15 protein-coding genes, 2 tRNA genes and 1 rRNA gene are annotated in these 17,146 nt (G+C 40.0%); 2 read left to right on the top strand and 16 right to left on the bottom strand.

Going from position 1 to position 17,146, the window contains the following annotated elements; translation table 11 throughout:
• Nucleotides 1–336: 336 nt before the first annotated feature.
• The 9 genes from BN2458_RS00860 to BN2458_RS00820 all read right to left on the bottom strand — a co-directional run bounded on the left by BN2458_RS00860 (nucleotide 337) and on the right by BN2458_RS00820 (nucleotide 7,916).
• Nucleotides 337–412: transfer RNA gene (locus BN2458_RS00860), tRNA-Ala, on the bottom strand.
• Nucleotides 413–581: 169 nt separating this feature from the next.
• Nucleotides 582–658: transfer RNA gene (locus tag BN2458_RS00855), tRNA-Ile, on the bottom strand.
• 126 nt (nucleotides 659–784) lie between these two features.
• A 16S ribosomal RNA gene (locus tag BN2458_RS00850) occupies nucleotides 785–2,439 on the bottom strand.
• 742 nt (nucleotides 2,440–3,181) lie between these two features.
• Nucleotides 3,182–4,096: a lipid A biosynthesis lauroyl acyltransferase gene (locus BN2458_RS00845; protein WP_034342154.1), complete on the bottom strand. Its 915-nt coding sequence runs from the start codon at nucleotides 4,094–4,096 to the stop codon at nucleotides 3,182–3,184.
• A complete protein-coding gene (waaC, locus tag BN2458_RS00840) occupies nucleotides 4,093–5,190 on the bottom strand; it encodes a lipopolysaccharide heptosyltransferase I (protein ID WP_231944809.1) in 1,098 nt (365 codons plus the stop codon). Before waaC ends, BN2458_RS00845 begins: the two co-directional genes overlap by 4 nt.
• 9 nt (nucleotides 5,191–5,199) lie before the next feature.
• Complete coding sequence (locus tag BN2458_RS00835; RefSeq protein WP_034343981.1) at nucleotides 5,200–6,672, bottom strand: Ppx/GppA phosphatase family protein; 1,473 nt, start codon at nucleotides 6,670–6,672, stop codon at nucleotides 5,200–5,202.
• 5 nt (nucleotides 6,673–6,677) lie between these two features.
• The gene (locus BN2458_RS00830; RefSeq protein ID WP_034328399.1) at nucleotides 6,678–6,929 is read right to left on the bottom strand and encodes a YfhL family 4Fe-4S dicluster ferredoxin; all 252 of its coding nucleotides are present in this window, start codon (nucleotides 6,927–6,929) and stop codon (nucleotides 6,678–6,680) included.
• An 80-nt stretch (nucleotides 6,930–7,009) separates the two neighbouring features.
• Nucleotides 7,010–7,717, bottom strand: coding sequence for an indole-3-glycerol-phosphate synthase (locus BN2458_RS00825; RefSeq protein ID WP_034328400.1), 708 nt, complete (start codon nucleotides 7,715–7,717; stop codon nucleotides 7,010–7,012).
• A gap of 19 nt (nucleotides 7,718–7,736) precedes the next feature.
• Entirely contained in the window at nucleotides 7,737–7,916 is a 180-nt protein-coding gene (locus BN2458_RS00820; protein WP_034328402.1) for a hypothetical protein, read from the bottom strand.
• A 183-nt stretch (nucleotides 7,917–8,099) separates the two neighbouring features.
• Between BN2458_RS00820 and BN2458_RS00815 the strand changes: the two genes are divergently transcribed.
• Nucleotides 8,100–8,477: a hypothetical protein gene (locus tag BN2458_RS00815; protein WP_034343307.1), complete on the top strand. Its 378-nt coding sequence runs from the start codon at nucleotides 8,100–8,102 to the stop codon at nucleotides 8,475–8,477.
• Nucleotides 8,478–8,616: 139 nt separating this feature from the next.
• On the opposite strand, the gene BN2458_RS00810 is transcribed toward BN2458_RS00815, so the two are convergent.
• Nucleotides 8,617–8,826 carry a hypothetical protein gene (locus tag BN2458_RS00810; protein ID WP_034326620.1) on the bottom strand — a complete coding sequence of 70 codons (210 nt, stop codon included), beginning with the start codon at nucleotides 8,824–8,826 and terminating at the stop codon, nucleotides 8,617–8,619.
• A gap of 40 nt (nucleotides 8,827–8,866) precedes the next feature.
• On the opposite strand from BN2458_RS00810, the gene BN2458_RS00805 reads away from it, so the two are divergent.
• Nucleotides 8,867–9,847, top strand: coding sequence for a Gfo/Idh/MocA family protein (locus BN2458_RS00805; RefSeq protein ID WP_058122009.1), 981 nt, complete (start codon nucleotides 8,867–8,869; stop codon nucleotides 9,845–9,847).
• Nucleotides 9,848–9,955: 108 nt separating this feature from the next.
• Here BN2458_RS00805 and BN2458_RS00800 read toward each other — a convergent pair whose 3' ends face one another.
• From BN2458_RS00800 to BN2458_RS00775, 6 genes are all read right to left on the bottom strand, one after another.
• Complete coding sequence (locus tag BN2458_RS00800) at nucleotides 9,956–11,233, bottom strand: M16 family metallopeptidase (protein WP_052082159.1); 1,278 nt, start codon at nucleotides 11,231–11,233, stop codon at nucleotides 9,956–9,958.
• A 53-nt stretch (nucleotides 11,234–11,286) separates the two neighbouring features.
• A complete protein-coding gene (locus BN2458_RS00795; protein WP_034326624.1) occupies nucleotides 11,287–12,351 on the bottom strand; it encodes a dehypoxanthine futalosine cyclase in 1,065 nt (354 codons plus the stop codon).
• Between the two features lie 48 nt (nucleotides 12,352–12,399).
• Nucleotides 12,400–14,634, bottom strand: a complete 2,235-nt coding sequence (gene bamA / locus BN2458_RS00790) for an outer membrane protein assembly factor BamA (RefSeq protein WP_034326626.1) — start codon at nucleotides 14,632–14,634, stop codon at nucleotides 12,400–12,402.
• A gap of 242 nt (nucleotides 14,635–14,876) precedes the next feature.
• Nucleotides 14,877–15,725 carry a prephenate dehydrogenase gene (locus BN2458_RS00785; RefSeq protein ID WP_034326672.1) on the bottom strand — a complete coding sequence of 283 codons (849 nt, stop codon included), beginning with the start codon at nucleotides 15,723–15,725 and terminating at the stop codon, nucleotides 14,877–14,879.
• 45 nt (nucleotides 15,726–15,770) lie between these two features.
• The gene (locus BN2458_RS00780) at nucleotides 15,771–16,613 is read right to left on the bottom strand and encodes a 16S rRNA (uracil(1498)-N(3))-methyltransferase (RefSeq protein WP_034326629.1); all 843 of its coding nucleotides are present in this window, start codon (nucleotides 16,611–16,613) and stop codon (nucleotides 15,771–15,773) included.
• Entirely contained in the window at nucleotides 16,613–17,041 is a 429-nt protein-coding gene (locus BN2458_RS00775; protein ID WP_034326631.1) for a hypothetical protein, read from the bottom strand. Before BN2458_RS00775 ends, BN2458_RS00780 begins: the two co-directional genes overlap by 1 nt.
• Nucleotides 17,042–17,146: the final 105 nt, after the last annotated feature.

Here is a 17,146-nt window from a genome sequence, read left to right as displayed (position 1 = left end):
AATGTATGACAAACAATAAAACAATATATCGCGTAATTGTAGTTAATTACTATTTTAGGCTTTAACAATAAGTTTTCAAATAACACTTAGACTAAAGTCTAATGCAAAGTTTAAGAACCTTTTTGCTTCTGCTTAATTCCTTGTTTCTAAGCTTACAAGCTTTAAGCCTTGCATTAAACTTTTTTGTCTCTCATCATCACACAATCGCATACATAAAGCTAAATATGAAAGATAAATCCTTAGATTCTATAACTTCATAAAAAACTTATGCAATCTCTGTATAAGACTTTATGGATTTATATCAATCTCTCACATTGCAACTTAAGATTCTACAAGTGGTGGAGAATAGCGGGATCGAACCGCTGACCTCCTGCGTGCAAAGCAGGCGCTCTCCCAGCTGAGCTAATTCCCCAAGAGAACTATTAAATTAGAATCTAATCTCTCTAATAGTTTGATAATTTTAAAATTAGTTATCTTTGATGAAAAAGTGCTGATTTTATTGTCTTTGAAAGGGATTACCAAGTAAGTAATGACTAAAAAAACAATGAGGAATCAGTGCTTTATCGCAAAAAGAACAATTTTGGTGGGCTTAGGAGGACTTGAACCTCCGACCTCACCCTTATCAGGGGTGCGCTCTAACCACCTGAGCTATAAGCCCCTTAAGCTTACTATTTAAACTGCTATTTTGGAGATCCCTGAAAACTAAGCAAGTCCATTGAGTATTTTATTCTCTCTTCAAATACAGAGTTGGTTAAAACAAGCGAATGTTTTAACATATCTCTAGAAAGGAGGTGATCCAACCGCAGGTTCACCTACGGTTACCTTGTTACGACTTCACCCCAGTCGCTGCATCCGCCGTGGGCGGTAACCAATTTAGTATCCCGACTTAAGGCGAATACAACTCCCATGGTGTGACGGGCGGTGAGTACAAGACCCGGGAACGTATTCACCGCAACATTGCTGATTTGCGATTACTAGCGATTCCAGCTTCATGTAGTCGAGTTGCAGACTACAATCCGAACTGAGAGACATTTTAGAGATTTGCTCCACCTCGCGGTATTGCTCCTCATTGTATGCCCCATTGTAGCACGTGTGTAGCCCTAGGCGTAAGGGCCATGATGACTTGACGTCGTCCTCACCTTCCTCCTCCTTACGAAGGCAGTCTCCTTAGAGTGCTCAGCCGAGCTGCTAGCAACTAAGGACGAGGGTTGCGCTCGTTGCGGGACTTAACCCAACATCTCACGACACGAGCTGACGACAGCCGTGCAGCACCTGTTTTCAAGCTCCCCGAAGGGCACTCCCATATCTCTATAGGATTCTATCAATGTCAAGCCTAGGTAAGGTTCTTCGCGTATCTTCGAATTAAACCACATGCTCCACCGCTTGTGCGGGTCCCCGTCTATTCCTTTGAGTTTTAATCTTGCGACCGTACTCCCCAGGCGGAATGCTTAATGCGTTAGCTGCATTACTGCCCTGACAAGCAGGGCAACAACTAGCATTCATCGTTTAGGGCGTGGACTACCAGGGTATCTAATCCTGTTTGCTCCCCACGCTTTCGTGCATGAGCGTCAGTAATGTTCCAGTAGGTCGCCTTCGCAATGAGTATTCCTCTTGATCTCTACGGATTTTACCCCTACACCAAGAATTCCACCTACCTCTCCCATACTCTAGAGTGATAGTTTCAAATGCAGTTCTGTAGTTAAGCTACAGGATTTCACATCTGACTTACCACCCCGCCTGCGCACTCTTTACGCCCAGTGATTCCGAGTAACGCTTGCACCCTCCGTATTACCGCGGCTGCTGGCACGGAGTTAGCCGGTGCTTATTCGTGAGATACCGTCATAATCTTCTCTCACAAAAGGAGTTTACAATCCTAAAACCTTCATCCTCCACGCGGCGTTGCTGCTTCAGGGTTTCCCCCATTGAGCAATATTCCCTACTGCTGCCTCCCGTAGGAGTCTGGACCGTGTCTCAGTTCCAGTGTGTCCGATCACCCTCTCAGGCCGGATACCCGTCATAGCCTTGGTGAGCCATTACCTCACCAACAAGCTGATAGGACATAGGCTGATCCTTTAGCGGAGACTCTTAAATATACCCCTAGAATATCTTTAAATTCAAAAAATTCATCGTGTTTGAATGCGTCAAATTGTTTTGACTTATTTTTATAAGCCTTCTACAATTTTCCTTTTCACTCACGCGACTTCTTGTTTTAAAAATACTCTAGGAGCATATTTAAGAGTCCCTTTCCCCCGTAGGGAGTATCCAGTATTAATCACCGTTTCCAGTGGCTATCCCAGACTAAAGGGCACATAACCTATGCATTACTCACCCGTGCGCCACTAATCCACTTCTAGCAAGCTAAAAGCTTCATCGTTCGACTTGCATGTATTAGGCACGCCGCCAGCGTTCACTCTGAGCCAGGATCAAACTCTCCATAAAATGCTTCACATTAATCACTAAATAAATGTGATTGCTTTGATAAGTTTGTCCTTCATCTCTTAGTGTTTCTTTATCACAAAGACTAGAGTTTATAGATTCTATTATGCTATTTTTGCTTTATTAAAGTAAAAATAGATTCTAAAATCTCTCAAAGTCATATTTGAGTTATTAAGAATTGAACTAAGAAATACAAGTTTTTATTGTCTTTACTCTTATTAAAAGATTAAGAAATAAAATACTTCATTTTCTTGCTTAGATGTCAAAGATCATACCAAATATAACCAGCAAAAACAGCTTTAAGCTCATCTTAAAAGCTAATGCAAACATTGATTATATTGATAAAGAACAACCATAAGAAATAACCCTTAGTATCTTTGATGCAGTTTTTAAACATAAGTCTATGCTCTCAATGTTTATGATAAACAAAAAAGCTCATACATTTGCTAAACCTACAAGAAGAGACAGAAGCTCAATCAAATGGGAGTGAAATATTACAAAAGCGAGGCTTAAAGTGGGCTTAATAGAAATGCTAAAAATAGCAGTTTTTATAAAAAATTAACCAACCCCACTGCTTACGCTACGCAGACTATTCTATACCGATTCTTTTAGGTTTTAGAATCTTCATCATGTATAGGGTTTTATACTTTGTTTTGGTAAATTATAAAATCTTTATCTTCTCTATTTTGTTAAAAAATGACAGAGAAAGAGACAGCTCCGCAATAGATTCCAAAATCCTAACACCTTAAGAATTGTAAATCTCCCTATAAGCCGATTTCCAGCGCTTATGAAACCAAAACCAATCTTGAGGTTTTGCCCTAATCGCCCCTTCAATCGTATCTGCTTGAGATTGTGTAGCTTCTAAAATATCCGCATTGCTATCCTCGCTTTTCTTGCAGTAAATGGGCGGGTAGAATCGCACCTCAAATCTCCTATAATCCTCGTTAATACTAATCATCACAGGCACAATTCCCACATTAAAGCGGCGAGAAAGTACAGAGGCGATAGTCGTGTGTGTAGCCCTCTTGCCAAAAAACTCAATCCACACGCCCTCGCTTTCAGAAATATTTTGGTCGATGAGAATACCAACGAGAGCATTACCACCGCCATAAAGCTTCAGCAAATGCTTAAACGCACCCTTTTTATCAATAAATTTTACCTTCTGTAACTCTCGCCTTGAGATAATCATTTGATTAATCGCATCAAATGGCGTCAAACGCCCCAAAGAAGCCATATTGCACCAAGCATAGCGAGGTGGCAGCACGCTCGCCATTGCCTCCCAATACCCATAGTGAGCAGACACAAGCACCGCACCCTTGTCTTTCTGTAGGGATTCTAAAATATAATGTTCATCGATAAATGTAAAATACCGCGCATAAGCTTCTGTGGAGATAAATGGCACGCGTATGGTCTCTAATAGCACAAAAGCAAAATTTTCGTAACATTTTTTGATGAGCGCACGCTTTTGTTCCTCACTCATCTCCTCCCCATAGACAAAATCCAAATTCGCCTTAGCATCTTTGAATCTCCGCCTATCGAAGATTCTCATCATAAAAGCCAAAGACTTGATGTGCCACACAAAAAGCCTATGTGGGATATGCGCTAGAAAAAAACCAAGCCCATCGGCTACATATCTTAAGATCTTTGCCAACACATTCATTTTGTTATCCTAGCTGTGTCTAGTATCTCCCTAGCACACGCACAAATCGTATGCGGGGCTATGCGTGCAATGGAAAAATCATCTTTTTTATAATTTGGATTCTCACTACCGCACAAAAAGCGATTGATGGGGCTATTGAGCGCGAATCTCTGCGGTGGGGTATTGCCATAAAGCGTAAGTGAAGCCCTCTGCATCGCCCATGCCAAATGCGTAACACCCGTATCCCCGCCAATGACCAAATTCACCTCTTGCATAAGTGCCTTTAAAGCCCCCATACTAATGGGTGGCAACAGCACTACTTGATTGTCCGCCTTGAAATGCTCCTTTATACGCTGTGCCTTGTCCGTGCCGTGCTGAATAAGCAAGATACGCGCGAGTGGGTGAGATTCTAAAAACTCTCGTATCACCTCTATAAATAAATCCACCGGGTAACTTTTAGATTCTAAACTCGCCTCAAGCACGAGTAGGATATTTATACAATCCCCTTTATTCGCACCATTTACGCCATTTTGCACACTAGCTTCTGCCAAAATACTCTCCACCTGCTCCCGTGCTTGCTTACTCACACCAAAAGCTTGAGCACGATTAGCATAAAATATATCCTTACTTTCCTCTTTTATTTCAAGCGCGGCATTTACAAGCGTGAGATTACGTTTTAAAATATGCTCACTATAAGAGATATGCACCTTGTGCGTGTAACATAGACTTGCCAAAGGCTCTTTTATAGAATCCCACGCAAAACCCCAAAACGCGCTTTTTTTACTCATCATTCCACAAAGTGCAGATTTGATTAAACCCTGCATATCAATGAGTATATCAAAAGGTTCTAGATTCTGTAATTGCGCCATAATGTGTGGAATCGCCTTTATACCGCCATTTTTAAGAGGTATGCTAATCAAATTATCAATACAAGGGCTATCCTCCAAAACTGCACCAAAAGTGCTATCAACAATCCAATGCAAACGCACACCTTGTGGATATTTCTCACTCAAATGCGCCCTCACAAAGGGCAATACACACGCACCAACTATCACATCGCCGAGGCTAGAAAGTCGTAAAATCGCGATGTTTATAGACGCATTTTGTGCTTTCACTCATTTCCCCTAAGATTTCACAAACTCAATACACAAAGGCTCTGGTTGGTGGAGATTGTTAATATTCTCCTTTGCGAGATACAAATCTGCCGAAGTATGAATCTTTAAAATCTTAGGCTTCACATACTCATAGCTAATCTGCATATTTCCCTCACTCCTACAAATTGTCTCTGCAAGAGCAAGCATAAAGCTAAGCCATTGCAGGCTAAGGAGTTTGGGCATCATATCGCTTATATGTCTAATATTTTCATCTTGAGGAATCTTTTTGCCACTATACTCCACAAGTAAGCACACACTCATTCTCTCGCTATGCGAAAAACCATATTCTAGGGCGTTAAGCAAAAAATATGAGCCGTGATGTCCAGCATTATAAAAATTTAGAATCCGCCCAACGCTTGAAAGATATGAGGCGATATGAAGAAGTTTCTTGCACTGCTCATCAAGTTTATGCAAGGGAAAAAGCGCGTCAAAAATCTTTAAAGATTCTTTACGTGTCATCTCCGCATATTTTTTATCGAGCATAAATCTATCCTCTATCGCGCCAATAGAGGGATTAATTCCCTTTGGAAAGGCATTTTTATGCCCACGTAATAAATCGCTCAAATACACGCCCTCGCGCACACCCACACCACTTGCCACAACTTGCTTAGTTTGAAAACGCATAAGGAAGAGGTGCAAAATAAGCGCACCACTGCGGATATTGTCGATTCTATCCGGTGGCACACCAAGGTCTGCTAGTTTATCCAAGGGTGTGTGCGAAATTTTCTCAAAAAACTTGAGATTCTGTATCGCATCAATCTCATAGCCGTGCACCTCTTCAATGGCATATTTTTTATTTTTCATAATGATTTTTGCTAAGGCGCGTATCGTGCCACCAACACCAAAGACACGCTCGTGCCTAAAATGCTCGGGTATGTCTTTTAGCTGTTTTTGTATGAACTCAATCGCACCTTTTATGTTTTCCTTTTTATCAAAAAAAAGCTCTTTAAGGCGAATTGTCCCTATATCAAGCGAAATCAAATCCGTAATCTTGCCATCTTTTATAAGTGCGCACTCCGTGCTTCCTCCCCCTATATCTATTGTGATTCCATCTTTATAATGAGAGAGATTAGCACAAGCTATGCCCCCATAAAGAGCCTCCTTTTTCCCATCAATCACCTTGATTGAGAGGGCGCATTCTCGTCTAGCCCTATCTATAAACACACCCGCATTTGGCGCATCGCGCAGGGCAGAAGTCGCCACGCAAAAAATCTTGCGACTTTTATGCGCTTTTGCGATTTGAACAAACTCTTTTAACGCACTAATGGCACGCTCCATTGGCACTTTACCCAAAACACCGCCGGATTCATAGCAACCCTCCGAAATGCGCACCTTGCTCTTAGTCTCATAAATCAAATGAAAAGCAAAGCGCGAAGTGCGGCGGTATATCGCCATACGCGCAGAGTTTGAGCCAATATCAATAACAGAAGTAATTTTTGCCATATGTGCTATTCACCCTTTTGTAAAGTCTCAAACTTATATCGTAGCTCCTCAATGGTTTCTACATTATCAGGATCTGGCGCAATCGCATCTACCGGGCATACGCTAAGGCAACTTGGCTCATCATAGCTTCCCACGCACTCCGTGCAAACATCTGGATCAATACTATAAATAGGATCTCCCTCCTCAATCGCGCCATTTGGACATTCTTCAGCACAAGAATCGCACGCAATACACTCATCATTAATCATCAAAGCCATTTTTTGCTCCCATTTCTTATGATAAAAAATCGTGTTTTTTAACTAAATTCACTTTAAAGCTAACTTAATTTAGCCTAATTTTAATTAATAATCACTATATCAACACCATAATCACTAGAATGATCACTCATAATCATCTGCGTATTTGGCACGAGGCTCAAAAGCTCATCAAGCGCATTTTGTGGGATATAAAGCATACTCGCGCCACTAAAAATTGCCTTTTTTAGCTCGGCTTTATCACTCACCTCAATACAAGGCTCAAATCCCAGCTTCCTCGCAAAATGCAACAAATCGCTTAAAGAATCTTTAGAGTGTATCGCGCAAGGAATAAGCACATTATCCGCACCAAAAAGCGCAGATTCTAAAATTTGATATGGCTCTAGGAATATATCTGCGTGAATGATTGGCAAAGTGCTATGGCGGCGCAAAAGCGAGATAGATTCTAAAGCTGTATCTAGCCCATTCTCACTTGATTGAATCTTCTCATATTGCGCCCTCAAATCAAGCAAAAACGCATCATTATCTTTGCTCTGCGCATAATCACTCGCCTCCTGTAGAAACAAGACTTCATCAAAATGGGCTTGTATAGAGAATCTTTTAGCGATTTTTGGCTTATCATCTCCCTTGCGGGTAAATGCCTCCACCTCAAAGCGCGACAAATAAGGACTATAAGCAAGTGTGCGCCCGAGCGTGTCAAAATCAATCACACTTTTACGAGCGTGTATCATTACCTTTGCGTTTTGAATCTGCTCCTTTGTGATGTGTGATTGCGCTGCATTTTGTTTCATCATTCACCTTTGTCATTTTTTAAAATCTTGCCAAAATATTCATAATTTTTGGAGTGCGATATACAGATTCTATATCCCTTTTATTTTTTTCAAAAAGTGCAACAAGAAAAAATGCAAATAACAAAAGCTCAAAGGCTTGTTGTGGGCTATCACAAAAGCATAATGAAAGAGTGCAAAGAAAAGTAAAAAATATTTTCATTTATCTTATCCTAAATCTTAATGGTGTTTGCAAAATTTTGTATTTTTAGCCAAATTTTTGCTTCATTATAACACACCAAGAATCTTTTTAAGTAGATTTTAATGGGGGGGGGGGGATATTATAAAAATATTTTGGTTTTTTTGGATAAAAAAGTAAAAGATAAATTAACTTTTGGAGAATTCTATGCATAAGGAAGCAAAAGAGCGAATCTTATTGTCATTAGCTGTGATTCTTATTTGCGTAATGGGATTTGTTGGCATTTGTATGCAAAATGATTCTGTTATTTATATTCTTGCTCCTGTGCCTTTCATAATAGCACTAATAATGTATCTTTATACCAAACAAAAAACTCTGTGTCAAAATTGTGGTAAAAGCTTTGGATTAAAATTTGTAGATACAGATACTCGCTCTGCATACACTATCTCTTTGCAAAAAAAAGATTCTAATAGCCGTGTGCATACAAAAGTTTTTCAAATTGGAGAGGAAAGAGATTATTTTATCTGCAAACATTGCGGCTTCATTAGCTTCAAAACAAAAAAATTTAAAACACAAATCAAATAAGTTTCCTCATTTTTAAACATCTCATTACAATATTTTCCTTATTTTCTCCTATGATTAGGTATTTATTACTTGGCTAAAACCTTTTGTGGCACTACTCACGCAAAAATCACCCAGCCTAATCCAAAACCTACACAAATTATTACGATTTTATTCCCACATAAAGCGCGATTTGTAAAACAAGACATTTCGCAACACCACCGCACACAACACTGCGCCACCACAAAGCCCATTTAATATAATCACTTATAATCACACAAACACTTGTGCTAGAGCATACGCAAGGTTTTAAGCTCTGTGCTAAATCCTGCTTGTTTGTGTTATAAAAGGCAAATCGCCCCGCAAAAAGCATTGAAAAAGCAGAGTATGAATAATGCTAAAAAAGGATTTGAGTGATAGAATGTGCGCTTATCGGCTATGGCTACTGGGGACGCAATGTCGCTAAGGCTCTACACGATAGCCCACATTTTCATCTTACAACAATTTTTGATAATGATAAACAAGCCCAAGATGAAGCTCTCCAAAGCTACGCCTTTACTCCTTATGCGAATTATGAGCTAATTTTAGCAGATTCTCATATTCAAGCAGTATTCATCATCACACCACCGCACACACATTTTGCCCTAGCAGAATCTGCTTTAAAACAAGGCAAACATACCTTTGTAGAAAAGCCTCTTACCACACAAAGCACGCAAGCTAAAATCTTGTATGATTTAGCAGATTCACATAATGTGAAACTTTACTGCGACCATATTTTTTTGCACTCCCCGGCAGTGCAATACCTCAAAGAACATATAGAGAGTTTTGGTGAAATTGTCTATATTAACGCAAGGCGCATTAATTTGGGATTATTTCAAAGCAATGTAGATGTGATTTGGGATTTAGCAATCCACGATTTAAGCATTATTGATTATCTTGTTGGACTTCATATTAAAGAGGTTTCCACATTTAGCGCGAAATATCTTGACTATCCCAATGACGCTCTTGCCAATATCAATATACGGCTAGAATCCGGCATTATTATTACCCTCAATCTCTCTTGGTTAAGCCCCGTTAAAGTGCGTGAGATGATTATTGGCGGAAGCAAAAAAAGTGCAATTTATGATGAAACCAAGCGGGATAAAATCGCACTTTTTGATACAGGCGTGGTGATAAAAGATACCTTTGATACAAATAGTCTCTATAAAAAAATGATTGAATACAAGCTAGGAGAGCAGTTTAGCCCTACTTTGCCACAAAGTATGCCCCTTGATAATTCCATAGCACATTTTGCAAAGCTTATTCTTAACAAAAATACAGAATCTAAAAATGACAAAGCCCACGTGCTAAGGGTGATTAAAGCTATTGAGATAATTCAAGAATCACAATCTTAAGCTCTCTTTATCTCAATCACCATTTACACAAATCTTTACAATCACAACGCATACAACTTTTTGGATTCTATGCAAATATACAATCTCATCAAACTTAGATTCTAAAACCTACTCTACTATGCTAAAACTCATTTGTAGTATTTCTTTATGTGATTTGATGTAGCTATTTAGCTCTTCAAGACTTAAATTATTAATGCGTTGCAATTCTTGTTTATGATAATCTAAAGGTAGCCCTTTAAAATAGTTCATAAATGCCACATTTAGTCTTTGGGATAATCTCTCCTCACGTAGCGGCTCACTGCCTTGCAAAAATGCCTTAGCCGCATCAAGCTCCTCTTGTGTCGCACCATTTGTGATAAAATCATTCAACACTTCTTTGACAACTTGTATCGCTTCATCTTTGTTTTCAAGCTTTGTCTGTAAATGTCCGCTTGCATAATCTGCTATACCACCCACGCTTATAGATAAAGAAGCGGAATAAGCAAGTCCTCTTTTTACACGCACTTCCTCCATTATACGCGAACCAAAACCGCTCCCCCCGAGTATAAAACTCATCACTTTAGCGATATAGTTTTTTTCTTTATCCGCCACATCAAAAGGTGCGCCAAAATATATAAAAGCCTGTTCTGTTGGCTTTTTCTCAATTATAGAATCTATCTCTTTTGACACTTTAAAATGCAATCTCTGCTTTGCTTCGCCCTTTGGCAAGGATTCCAAAAGTGTGCCAAGCTTTGATTTAATCTCTGCTTCTTGCATATCGCCCCCAGCGACAATAATGAGACGATTCAAAACAAGATTGCGCGCCAAAAATGCTTCTATATCCTTTAATGTCATAGATTCTATACTCTCCCTCTCACCAATCACAGGGATAGCCAAAGGTGTGCCTTTGAATAGAATCTTATTAAGATTCTTACTCGCCACTTCATCAAAATCGCTTTCATCTCGCGCGAGTTTGCTTAAAGTCAAATCTTTGAGTTTATTAAGGCTTGATTGCGTAAGGTTTGGGTCTTTTAAAAGCATTGCAAACAGCCTTAGGCTCTCGTCCTCAAATTCCTTCAAATAAGAAATATTGAAGCTCAAAGTTTGGAATCCAGCACTTGCGTATAAATCGATTGCTTTACTCTCTAGCTCATTTGCAAAGCCCACATTTCCTAATGCCTTTGTCCCCTCGTTTAGAATCTTAGCACTCATAGAGGCAAGTCCGGGTATATCGCTATCCGCGCTCCCACCCATAAACACAAGCTGCAAGCTCCCCACCGGCAAATTTGCGCTTCCTTCAAAAATAAATGGCACTTTCACACCATTAATATGAATAGAATCTACCGCGCTAGAAACCTTGCTTTTTTGCCCCTGTTTTTGTATATCCGCCTCTTTCTCCTTACTCATACAGCCTCCTATACATATTGTGAAAATCATCAAAAATGCATAAATATATTTCATCAATACCGCTCCAAAATTTCATACGCCGTATTGCGCTTAGCAGGGAATGAGCCAATATCTTTGATGAGGGCTATCATCTCCTGCGCGTTCATCGAGTTACACACACCTGCGCTTGATACGACATTTTCCTCCATCATCGTGCTTCCTAAATCATTTGCTCCAAAAAGCAGTGCGAGTTGCCCGATATACGAGCCTTGCGTAACCCAGCTGCTTTGGATATTTTTAAAATTATCAAGGTAGATTCTACTGCACGCTAAAAGTCGCAAATATCGATTTGATGAAGCCTTGTGAATCTGTGGCATTTCTTTTTGCAAAGGCGTATTATCTGGCTGAAAGCTCCACAAAATAAACGCCCTAAATCCGCTAAATTCATCTTGTAATTCACGCAAAACACGCCAATGCGCGACTATATCTTCATCATTTTCCACACTGCCAAACATCATCGTAGCTGTGCTTTTCATACCGATTCTATGTGCCTCTCTATGCACCTCTAGCCATTCTTTTGTATCAAGCTTTTTGGGTGCGATAATATCCCGAACCCTATCGCTTAAGATTTCCGCCCCAGCACCCGGGATTGATGATAGCCCAGCCTTTTGTAGTCGTTTAAGCACTTCAGGAATTGAGATTTTAGAAATTTGAGCGATGTAATTGACTTCAATAGCCGAAAATCCGTGAATGGTAATCATAGGATATTTTTGCGCGATATGGCTCACAAGCTCCTCATACCACTCAATTTTAAGCTTTGGATGCACGCCACCTTGAAAGAGAATCTGCGTGCCACCAATAGCTAAAAGCTCATCAATCTTTTTATCAATCTCTTCAAAGCTTAAAATATACACACCATCTTCGCCCACCTTGCGTTTAAAGGCACAAAATTTACAATCAACCCAACAAATATTTGTATAATTAATATTTCTATCCACAACAAAAGTTGTAATGTTCTCCGGGTGCAACCGCGCCTTTATTGCACTCGCTCTCTCCCCTAGCTCACGCAAAGAGGCATTTTTCATTAGATACAAAATCTCCTCATCGCTTACGCGCTTTGTTTGTGGTGTCTCACTCATTTTTACTCCTTACTTTTTCAAGTCCTAACCTAAAATCCCTAGCATACTTTAGAATCTCGTTCCCATTGTAAATTCAAAGCGTGATGTTCTATCGCCGGGTTGTGGATTGATAGGTTGTGGGAATACAAGCACAATAGGACCCATAGGGCTTATCCATTCTATCGCCGCACCCCAAGATGCGCGAGTAGTCTCGCTAAGGCTATCTACGCCTATCATTCCATAATCCACAAAAAGTGCCAAACGCATTTGTGCTTTCTCTAAGATTCCATAGCTAAGCTCCGCGGAATGTGTCATCATATAATTCCCACCAACACGAATCCTCCCGCTCGGGTCGCGTGGCGTGAGTGAGCTTATTTGATAGCCCCTCACGCTCGAAATCCCCCCCATATAAAATTTAGAGGTGATGGGCACATAGCCGTGGTTTAGCATTGCCCCAGCTTGAGTTTTATAGCGCGCAATCAAATCAATCCCCATAAGTGATTTAAGATGATAATAAAGTGCCATTTTGCCATAAAATTTTGTATATTTTTCATCTCCACCAAGCCCTGCATACTCTACATATGCCGAGATAATTGCACCATTTTTAGGAAAATAGTAGTCATCTGTGTTGTCAAAATAAAGACTTGGGCTAATGGCAGATTTAAGCGGTCTATCGATAGTAAGATAAGTTTTATAGATTTGCTCCAAGCTTGTATCATAAAAATCCACTACTCGCGTGGTAGAGAGTGTATATCCAAGAGATGCTCTCAAAGTATGTGTGAGGAGCTTTCCAGCGGTGATTGTGCCACCGGTGGTTTGCTCCCTATAATCCCAATTCCAATATAAAGAGTGAAATACACTAAAAGAAGTGCTATATTTAGAATCAAGCACACGAGGATTGCTTAATGTGAGATTGACTAATTGTCGGCGATAACTCCAATCCGCATAAAGCTGCCCGCTCTGCCCTGTCCCGAAAAGATTCCGCTCTCGTATAGAAGCATTTATCATAAGCTTATCGTAGCTTCCATAGCCTAAACCAAACATCAACTCGCCCGTGCGCGTCTCCTCGACATTCACAAGCAAATCCATAGAATCTTCACTCACGCGCCGTTCATTAATCTGCACCTTGCCAAAATAGCCAAGCCTTCTTAATGTGTTTTCAGATTCTTTGAGTTCGGTAAAATTATAGGTATCCCCCGGGGCTAAAAGTAGCTCACGCCGTATGATTCTATCCGCAGTGCGCGTGTTCCCAGAGATAAGCACATCATTGATTTTTACCTTTTGCCCCACTTGTATGAGATACAACACTTTCACTTCTGCATTTTCACTATCTTTATCCAAATCCGGGCTAACCCGTGCAAACGCATAACCCAAGTTTGCGATTTTTTGTCGCAGTTTTTCTACATCCTCGCGCACTTCCTCAATGTTAAAATATGTATCCTTTTTGACTTTGAGAATCTTGCGTAACTCTTCTTCTTCAATCACTGGGACTTGCAGGACAATCCTCACGCCTGTAACCTTATACCGCTCCCCCTCATTGATTTTATAATACAAGTTCGCGCTATAATCATTAAAGTTTGCATCTAAAAACGCTTGAGAGACACTCGCGTCTAAAAATCCTTTACGCATATATACATCTTGAATCCTTGCGTGGTCGTATTCCAAATCAGCAAGTTTGAGCTTACCATTATTACGCCCCCACAGCCACCCCATAAATTGCTTTTGCCTATTTGCGCTTAACTCCTCTAGCTCCTTTACCTTAAGCTTCTCGCGCCCATCATAAATGGCATTTTTGATAACGATATTTTCCCCCTGATTTACACTGAAAGTAATCGCATATGCACTATCATCGCCCACTTTGGCTATCTCACTCTCCACCACCGTCCCATAATACCCCTGATATTCTAAAATCGTGCGGATAATGATCTTTGCACGCGCAAGTTTTGTCTCATCATAACTATCGCCCTTTTTAATGCCAATCTGCGAATATAACGTCTCTTTCTCCTGCTCACTCCCATATCCTTTTATCTCCACACTCGCCACCTTTGGCTTCTGTGTAAGGTGAAAAGTCAGCACACCCCCTTCATAACTCGCATAAATATCCTCAAAAAATCCCTGCGAATACAACGCTACGACAGCTTTATCGACCTTAGCAATATCTAGACTATCTCCGGGCTTGATATTTACAATCTCATCGGCAAGGACATTAGAAATGGCACTCAAGCCCTGATATCGTATCTCATCAATATTTCTAGCCCATAGCGCACTAAGACACAAAAGAGCACATATAAAGATTCTATTCATTAAATCCCTTGAATTTTGCGTAAGCGTGATTATATTAGATTTTTTATAATAAACTTAAATACAAAGCACAATAAAGCCAAAATTGCTCCCATTCCCATATTCTCTTTAAATATAGAGCAAGATTGTTTGGCTTTATTTTCTTGCCATACTTTAATTTACACATAGGATTTTAACATCAATAGAGAAAATCTTTTTGAAGATTCTGTTTTTAATTTATTAAGGTTTTAGAATCCTAAACCCCTTTACATAAATTTTTGCAATGTATTCGCCCTTGCCATAAAGCACTCTAATCCCTTCCAATCCTCATTTTCTAGCATTTCTCGCGCCACATCAAATGCCTCTTGAAAATGCGCCATAGCCTTAAGCACATTTGCCTTATTTTGCTTAAACACATCTTTCCACATCAACGGGGAACTTTTAGATAGCCTACTCATTGAGCGAAATCCACCACCTACAAGCGCGAGAATCGTTTGAGGGTCTTCTTGAGACAAAGTTGCATTTGCGAGAGCATAGCTCATAATATGAGGCATATGTGAGATAAGCGCGATATGCTTGTCGTGCTCCTTTGCAGACATTTTAAGAATCTTCATACCAATGCCAATAAAAATATCCTTTGCTATCTCGACTTGATATGCCCCACTTTGTTCCACATCAGCAAGAATCACAATGCCATTTTTATATAACTCACCAAAAGCTGCTTTTGGACCAAAAAACTCTGTCCCGCACATCGGGTGTGCGCCAACAAAATTATGCCGAAGCCACGATGGGATATGTAAGAGAATCTCCACCTTTGCCCCACCCACATCAATAATCGTAGTTTTTTGCCCTATCATATCGGGCGTGAGCGATGTAATGAGCGCAACAATGCTTTCAAGCGGTGTGCTAAGAAAAATTACATCACATTGCCAAATCTCATCTAATTCTACACATTCATCAACAAGCCCAAGATTCAAAGCTTGTTGCGCGTGAATGGGATTATTATCATAGCCTAAAATTCGGCTAATATGGCGACTTTGAATCTGCCCCAAAGCCTTGAGTGCCAAGCCCATAGAGCCGCCCATAAGGCCCAAACCCACAATCCCAACTTTGATCTGCTCTATATTCATTTGTTCCATTTGCATTTGCGCTCCTTGTAATTATGGCTTCTGCCAAAGTTTAGCAATACTCGCTAGAAATACACACGCACTTTCACTGCGTAAAATCGTGCCTTCTTTGAGGCTTACAATCTTATCAAATCGCGCTCTTTCTGCATCGCTAAAACCCCCTTCAGCCCCCACCATTATACGAAGAGTTTGGGAATCTTGAGGGATGATTTTAGAATCTTGTGCAAATTTTAATCGTGTAGATTCTAAATCTCGCGTGGCATTTGATTGTGTAGATTCTCTATATGGCATAAAGGCGCGTATGTCCTCACCGCCAAAGTCAAAGGCGTAAAAAGGTGTATATGCAGTGCATACCTCATCAAAACTTTTGAAAATTTCTAAATCCATAAGATTGGTGCGTCCGCATTGTTGGCAAGATTGGATAAGAATCTTGTTTAATCGCTCTAAAGAGGGTGCAAACTGCCGCTGCGAAAATTGCGCGTAAAAAAAGCTTATACGCGCCACATCAAGTTCATTTAAAAATGGAAGTGTTTTTTCAATAACTTTTGGTTCAATTATCGCCCACAATAAATGTAAGGCTGGGGATTGACACACACTAGCTCTAAAATCTTGTGTAGTATTTGAAAGTGTAAAATCCTCCTCATTTGAATGTTTAGAATCTGCGGGATTTGTAGATTCTAAACCAACAATCTCTATAAGCGCGGATTTTTTTTGCACCTGTGCTATGGCATAGATATAGAGATTTTTATCGCGCAGGTTCCGCATTTTGATATGCTCATTTGGCGCAATGCGGCGCACCTTAAAAAGATAATGAAAGGTTTCATCGCTAAGTGTAAGTGGGGATTCTCCAGCATTTTGATGATATAAAAACTGCATTAGGCAAACCACAAGATAAGAGCGAAAAAGACTAAATCAAGCACATAAAGCACCTTTGAAAATCTTATATAGCTTTGCATCGCCTCAAAGCTCGTGCGTCTAGCGACTTTGAGAATCTTCATACGAAATATTTCCCCCACAAATACAAAAAGGCAAAATGTAATCATCACAATGAGATTAAGCCCTAACTCAATATGCCCAAACACCCAGAGATTCACACCGCTAAGCACCGCCACAGAGAGGAGGAAAAAGGTGATAGGCGCGATGAAGTATATTTTTTTATTCATCTTAACGAGGTTATGAGAGCCAAAAAACAAAACGAGCAGATTCAAAACAAAAGGGAGTGCGAAAAAATAGGCAAAGATTTTATGATACAGCAAAAGGCTCATATAGGTTTCTTGTAATGTGAGGGTGTCAAATTCTTGCATAGCTTCTCCTTATTAATGATTAACCTTAGTAGTTTATTATCACTTAAAATTTTTAACCCAAAGTATAATATGAAGGATCTATCATCAAATCTCAAGCTGCTGTCT

This window comes from Helicobacter typhlonius, from assembly GCF_001460635.1.
Lineage (GTDB): Bacteria > Campylobacterota > Campylobacteria > Campylobacterales > Helicobacteraceae > Helicobacter_C > Helicobacter_C typhlonius.
The sequence above is the reverse complement of the archived record's forward strand: the minus strand, read 5'-3'. Positions and strand labels throughout refer to the sequence as shown.

What these genes read in the sequence shown, in the direction of transcription:
- BN2458_RS00845 (WP_034342154.1), bottom strand. Translation starts at nt 4,096, where the DNA reads ATGAATGTGTTGGCAAAGATCTTAAGATATGTAGCCGATGGGCTTGGT.
- BN2458_RS00835 (WP_034343981.1), bottom strand. Translation starts at nt 6,672, where the DNA reads ATGGCAAAAATTACTTCTGTTATTGATATTGGCTCAAACTCTGCGCGT.
- BN2458_RS00830 (WP_034328399.1), bottom strand. Translation starts at nt 6,929, where the DNA reads ATGGCTTTGATGATTAATGATGAGTGTATTGCGTGCGATTCTTGTGCT.
- BN2458_RS00825 (WP_034328400.1), bottom strand. Translation starts at nt 7,717, where the DNA reads ATGAAACAAAATGCAGCGCAATCACACATCACAAAGGAGCAGATTCAA.
- BN2458_RS00820 (WP_034328402.1), bottom strand. Translation starts at nt 7,916, where the DNA reads ATGAAAATATTTTTTACTTTTCTTTGCACTCTTTCATTATGCTTTTGT.
- BN2458_RS00815 (WP_034343307.1), top strand. Translation starts at nt 8,100, where the DNA reads ATGCATAAGGAAGCAAAAGAGCGAATCTTATTGTCATTAGCTGTGATT.
- BN2458_RS00810 (WP_034326620.1), bottom strand. Translation starts at nt 8,826, where the DNA reads ATGCTTTTTGCGGGGCGATTTGCCTTTTATAACACAAACAAGCAGGAT.
- BN2458_RS00800 (WP_052082159.1), bottom strand. Translation starts at nt 11,233, where the DNA reads ATGAGTAAGGAGAAAGAGGCGGATATACAAAAACAGGGGCAAAAAAGC.
- BN2458_RS00795 (WP_034326624.1), bottom strand. Translation starts at nt 12,351, where the DNA reads ATGAGTGAGACACCACAAACAAAGCGCGTAAGCGATGAGGAGATTTTG.
- bamA (WP_034326626.1), bottom strand. Translation starts at nt 14,634, where the DNA reads ATGAATAGAATCTTTATATGTGCTCTTTTGTGTCTTAGTGCGCTATGG.
- BN2458_RS00780 (WP_034326629.1), bottom strand. Translation starts at nt 16,613, where the DNA reads ATGCAGTTTTTATATCATCAAAATGCTGGAGAATCCCCACTTACACTT.
- BN2458_RS00775 (WP_034326631.1), bottom strand. Translation starts at nt 17,041, where the DNA reads ATGCAAGAATTTGACACCCTCACATTACAAGAAACCTATATGAGCCTT.